This window comes from Pedobacter sp. 05L430, assembly GCF_056397585.1.
Genome location: NZ_JBFTNT010000273.1, coordinates 1 through 5,786, shown reverse-complemented (window position 1 = coordinate 5,786; position 5,786 = coordinate 1). Strand labels below are relative to the sequence as shown.

Annotated in this window: 7 protein-coding genes; 3 read left to right on the top strand and 4 right to left on the bottom strand. The window is 37.5% G+C overall.

The features are described 5' to 3' along the window. A partial coding sequence (locus AC1DG9_RS22260) for a DPP IV N-terminal domain-containing protein (protein WP_477635261.1) occupies window positions 1-1,413 on the bottom strand: 1,413 nt, incomplete at its 3' end. A gap of 132 nt (window positions 1,414-1,545) precedes the next feature. Here AC1DG9_RS22260 and AC1DG9_RS22255 point away from each other — a divergent pair. Continuing rightward, the gene (locus AC1DG9_RS22255) at window positions 1,546-2,430 is read left to right on the top strand and encodes a polysaccharide deacetylase family protein (RefSeq protein ID WP_477635260.1); all 885 of its coding nucleotides are present in this window, start codon (window positions 1,546-1,548) and stop codon (window positions 2,428-2,430) included. Beyond that, a complete protein-coding gene (locus AC1DG9_RS22250) occupies window positions 2,430-3,275 on the top strand; it encodes a polysaccharide deacetylase family protein (protein WP_172659698.1) in 846 nt (281 codons plus the stop codon). The genes AC1DG9_RS22255 and AC1DG9_RS22250 overlap by 1 nt, the downstream gene beginning before the upstream one ends. A gap of 1 nt (window position 3,276) precedes the next feature. On the opposite strand, the gene AC1DG9_RS22245 is transcribed toward AC1DG9_RS22250, so the two are convergent. From AC1DG9_RS22245 to AC1DG9_RS22235, 3 genes are all read right to left on the bottom strand, one after another. After that, the gene (locus AC1DG9_RS22245) at window positions 3,277-3,729 is read right to left on the bottom strand and encodes a 3-oxoacyl-ACP synthase (RefSeq protein ID WP_048906833.1); all 453 of its coding nucleotides are present in this window, start codon (window positions 3,727-3,729) and stop codon (window positions 3,277-3,279) included. 3 nt (window positions 3,730-3,732) lie between these two features. Next, on the bottom strand, window positions 3,733-4,311 hold the full coding sequence (locus AC1DG9_RS22240) for a nitroreductase family protein (RefSeq protein WP_172659697.1): 579 nt from the start codon (window positions 4,309-4,311) through the stop codon (window positions 3,733-3,735). A 109-nt stretch (window positions 4,312-4,420) separates the two neighbouring features. After that, window positions 4,421-4,990, bottom strand: a complete 570-nt coding sequence (locus AC1DG9_RS22235; RefSeq protein ID WP_288878798.1) for a hypothetical protein — start codon at window positions 4,988-4,990, stop codon at window positions 4,421-4,423. 148 nt (window positions 4,991-5,138) lie between these two features. Between AC1DG9_RS22235 and AC1DG9_RS22230 the strand changes: the two genes are divergently transcribed. Next, window positions 5,139-5,786, top strand: a 648-nt coding sequence (locus AC1DG9_RS22230; protein WP_477635259.1) for an ABC-F family ATP-binding cassette domain-containing protein, incomplete at its 3' end; no start/stop codon positions are given.

Genomic DNA, 5,786 nt, shown 5'->3' with positions numbered 1-5,786 from the left:
CTCTCGCCCATTTGCAGTAAAATACAACACCCTATTTTTTTCGTCGATGTTCACTATGCTTTCACAATGGAAGGCACCTTTTGTAATTTGGTTCTTTAACTTACCATTACTATCAAACAGATAAAAATGAGCCCATCCGTCTCTTTCAGACCAATGGATAATTTCTTTTCCATCGTTTACCAAACCCGGACGGTTGATTTCTACATAAGTGTTAAAACGTTCATCAATTACCGGAGTTACTACATCCGTATTGATATCAACGGTACATACATCAACTCGTTTTAAATCCCTGCTGGTACGCGAAAGATAGATCTTGCTGTTATTACCCAGCCATATAGAAGGTCTGAACTCATTATCACGATCTTTGTTTAAAGGAGGCGCCCCCCAGACAGACACACTCTGATCTTTGAAAGCAGCGATATTTAGCTTCTTAAAGGTTTTGCTGGCAAAATTGAATAAAAGGAGTTCATCAATTGGTGCATCAGGCTCACCTGGCATTTGGTATTTGTATGTTTCTAAGGTAGGCCTGCCGGCAGTAATATTGTTTACTACCCAAAGGTCTTTTACCTTACGGGAATCTGTTCTGTCGAGCACAAAATATTTTGCATTTGGCGACCATAACACGTAAGCTCTGCGTCTTTTCTTATTGTTTTTCTCTTGTTCTTCATTATTTTCGCCATCACCATCGCTGCCATATGAATAAAACTTAACTCCATCCTTTGTTAGCTGGTGCTCTACAATGGTGCTGTCCTCTTCATTTTTCACAGCCTTTTTATAGTTTTCCTTATCCATCCAGTACAAGTTGTAATTTCTACTAAAGATAATTGCCGAGGAATCAGGTGCAACCGAACCCCAAGACGGCTTTGCTTTAGGCTTGGTATAATTTGGGACTTCGGTAAGTTTTGCACTTGCAATATCATAATTAAAATAAAAAATCTTTTTCTGCATTGAATCTGCATCTTTCTTATCCTTACGATCCTTTTTCAATTCATCAATAGTACTTTTTATTTCAAAACTGATTTGTTTTTCATCACTCGAAAACTTAAGATTCTCTAAAGGCAAGTGCTGGGCATCAAAAGGATCACGAATAATTGTAGTGATTTCTGCAGCAAGCTGTGCATTGTCAAAAATCTTCTTTTTGCTTTTAGCAACCGGATCAACAAGGTACCAAAGCTTACCGTTTGGTGTTTCATACTCATACCAAAAACGATTACTTAATTTCAACCAGTGCGGATCAACAGCCGTTGAGTAAATGATCTTTTTAAGTTTGTTGGGCGAAAACCTTGAGGCAAGCTGATAATTTGCCTTCGGTGCCTGGGTTGTGGTTTCTGTTATTGTAAAAGTTTTGGTTTGCGAAACCGCATTAAAACCTGCACTAATAAGCAATAAAAATAGAATGTAAAGTTTCTTCATTTGAACTGTTAATTAAAACGGCTAAATTATTGATTAATACTAAAGAAGGATGAATCTTTATTTGTAATAAATGTGATAGTTAATGCAATAAAATAGCGGTTGATTTCATAGTTTTGCCACAAATAATCATAAATGAAACAGCATCTTCTACCTTTATTAACTGCAGCGGCAATTTTTACGGCCAGTTGCCAATCTAAATCACAAACTAACACCGATAACCCGGATGTTAAGGATACTTTAACACAAACCTCATCAAAGGAAGAAGTACAGGCCGCTAAAATTGATGTAAGCAAAATTAAAGTTGCTGATGCTAAAACCATACTTGCCCGCAAACAGGTACCTATTTTATGCTATCACCAGGTTCGTAACTGGAAACCAACAGATGGCAAAGTAGGGAAAGACTACATTGTTGAAATACAAAACTTTAAAGATCAGGTTAAAATGCTTGCCGACAGTGGTTATCACTCTATATTACCTGATCAGTTATATGCCTATTTAAATACGGGCGCTCCATTACCGAGCAAACCGATCATGTTTACTTTTGATGATACAGACATGGATCAGTTTACAATTGCTGCTCCAACACTAAAAAAATACGGTTTTAAAGCAGTCTACTTTATCATGACAGTATCCATTGGCCGTAAGGGTAAGTTTGTTGACTATATGACCAAAGAGCAGATAAAACAACTTTCTGATGATGGCAATATAATTGGCAGTCACACTTATGACCATAAGAATTTCAAGAAATACCAGGGAAAAGACTGGGAAGAACAGCYAGATAAGCCTACCAAAAAACTGGAAGAGATTACCGGCAAAAAAATGACTGAATTTGCTTATCCTTTTGGCTTATGGAATGCTGAAGGTTTCCCTGAACTAAAAAAACGTGGATTTAGGATGGCATTTTCTCTTGCTGATAAACGCGATCAGAATTATCCGTTGTACACGATAAGAAGAATTATTGCGAGTGGTTACTGGAGTCCTAAAACGCTACATAACAGCATAGTAAAAAGTTTCTAATGAAAATACTTTTAAGTCTGGGTGCTGGCTTAATGATATTAGCTTCAGCATGCACATATACCAGTCAAAGTCAAACTAGTTCCGCTTCGGGTAATCCTGATAAAGACACAGCCCAAACTAGTAAGGCACCTAAAAAGGAAGCTACCGCGGCCGAGATTTTAAGCAAAAAGGAAGTCCCTGTTCTTTGTTATCATCAAATTAGAGATTGGAAAGCAAGCGATTCGAAACGGGCGCATGATGACATTATCCCTCCTGCCAATTTCAAACAGCATATTAAAATGCTTGCAGATAGTGGCTACCATACCATTTTACCAGACCAGCTTTATGATTATTTGAATTATGGGGGCAAACTTCCAGAAAAACCGATCATCATTAGCTTTGATGATACGGATCTGGATCAGTTTACTGTTGCAGCACCCGAGTTAAAAAAATATGGTTTTAAGGGCGTATTTTTTATCATGACGGTATCTATAGGAAGACCGAGATACATGAGCAAAACCCAAATAAAAGCCCTCGCAGATGACGGTCATGTTATCGCAAGCCATACCTGGAATCACAAAAATTTCAGTGAGTTTACGAATGATGATTGGGAAGTACAAATAGATAAACCGACCAAAACATTAGAAACAATTACAGGTAAAAAGGTTGAATATTTTGCCTATCCATATGGGGTTTGGAAACCAGAAGCCTTACATAAATTAAAAGAGCACGGGTTTAAAGCGGCATTCATCTTATCAACAAAGAGAGATGAGACTAATCCGCTTTTTACCATCCGACGTATTATTGATCCAGGAACTTATACAGCGAAGAACCTTTACCATAGTATAAATAAGAGTTTTAAATAGTTTAGGCAACTGCCTCAACAACAAATTTCTTATCATTAAAACTAAACGCATCCCCTTTCTTCTTATCCAAAAGCAATTTGCCTATGGGAGATGAAGGGGAAATAGCAAAAATAGCCTTACCATCAAGCGTTAGCTGACCCGCGCTAACACTAATGTAAAAACTCCCGTTGTTGGTATACACCAAACTGCCATGTCTTACAATTTCAGACTCAGGATTTATCTCAATACTTTTTAACAATCTTAGATTATCCTGAGCATCGATTAAAAGACGCTTGTTTCGATCAATATCCTGCTGCATCATTTCTCTGCTGGTTTCATACTTATCTCCGGCGCTGCTTTTAGTATCATCATTACTAGCTTCGCGCGCCTGTTGCAATGCAACTTCAGCAGTCTGAATTCTTTGCTCTATAAAATTTAAACAAAGTCGATATAGTGTTTCTTTAATATCCTGCATAAATTACGATTCTATCCATTTAATCTTTTCTTCAATAGGAGTACGAATTGCATCTCTGGGTTCCTCGTTATGGTATCCCATATAAAAAAGCCCAAAACATTTCTCCTGTTCCCCTAAGTTAAGATAATCCTTCAGATCTGCAATCATTCCCGGTGAACTCCAGTATGCGCCAACATTTAAGGCCTCGGCAGTAAGCGCCATGTTCTGAACTGCACAGGCTAGAGCTGCAAGCTCCTCCCATTCGGGTACCTTGTCTGAATGCAATTCGACATTTAATGTAATTATGCAGCTGGCTTGTTCTGCCTTTTCAAGAATGCTATCATATTTCTTTTGCAAAAACTGATGAACTGGTGTAGTTTTTTTATACAAGCGGGCTAGCTCTTTACCAAACTTAGTTTTCCCCTCATTTCTGAAAACAATGAAACGCCAGGGTTGTGTTAATTTATGTGTAGGTGCATAGTTAGCACTTTCCAAAATTTGCTGTATAACCTTAACCGGCACCTCCTGATTAGTATAACTCACCGGAAAAATGCTCCGCCTACGTTTAATAATCCTGCTTAAAATTTCTATTTCTTGTTCCATTCCAATATCTCTTCCAAATGTTATGCTAATTTTTTAACTATAGCACATAAATGGCAAAAATAGAATTTAAGCCCAATGGAAATGTTTGCGCCGTGTAATAGTTTTAGTATTAAACTTTCTGCCGAATCTTCTTTAATTGCTTTCTAATTTGCTTGGCTCTGCCAAAAAACGCAACACTTTCGATATCAACCAGATAATCTATTGTCTCTAGCAGCTCGTCTTTAATCCAATCGTAACGAGGTGCCAGATTTGCCAGGGTTTGCATACAGTGCACTTTGGTAGCTACAAGCACCTCTGTATCTACAAGCCAGGTAAACAAAATATCAATAACAGGTTCAAAATCTGTTGTTACAGCCTTATCTTTATATACATGATGAGCCTTTCTGTCTGTCAGTAAAGCAATAATCTTAGCGTAATGCCTCATCGCCGAAGGGTTCTTCTGTTTCGCCAATAATGATATAAGCTCTGGGATATAACCCACAAACAGATCAGGCTTGTGTGTCATCAAATATTCTAACATCCAGGCGGCCCTAAAAGCAACTTCTTTTTTCCTATGAAAACTAATATCCAGTAAGTCGGTTATTTTTAGATCATTACTTTCAATAATACCAGTTAAATTAGTCACCATCTGAAACTCCATTGACGTACTAAGCCTTGCTATTAACTCTTCCTTATTCACATTAATTATTTTAAATCAGTATCTGATTTTCTAATTTAGAAATTTTGAACCTTAAACTTATATAAAACCACCAGACATCCGGCAGATCGCTAAAAGTCTTAATGATTTTATAAATAATGCCTACCTTTGCAGCTTATTTTTCAGCAATATGATTTCAGTTTCAAATTTATCACTCCGTTACGGAAAACGCACTTTATTCGAAGATGTTAACCTAAAATTTAATCATGGCAACTGCTATGGTGTAATTGGCGCCAACGGGGCTGGTAAATCAACATTTCTTAAAATTCTTTCTGGCGAAGTAAACCAAACTACCGGTAGTGTAGCTTTTACTCCTGGAGAACGAATGGCCGTTTTAAAACAAAACCACTATGAGTTTGATGAATTTAGTGTAATTGAAACTGTAATGATGGGCCACAAGGAATTGTACGAAATCATGAAGGAAAAAGATGCGATCTATTTAAAAGAGGACTTCTCTGATAAAGATGGTGAGCGTGCAGGCGAACTGGAAAATAGATTTGCCGAAATGGATGGATGGAACATGGAAAGCAATGCCGCCACCATGCTTAGTAACTTAGGTATTAAAGAAGAACACCATTACAAACAGTTAAAAGAACTTGATGGTAACCAAAAAGTGCGTGTCTTATTGGCTCAGGCTTTATTTGGAAATCCGGACATCTTATTACTGGATGAGCCTACCAACGATTTGGATATCGACACGATTGCATGGCTCGAAAACTTCCTTGCTGATTATCAAAATATTGTATTGGTTGTATCTCACGACAGGCACTTTTTAGAC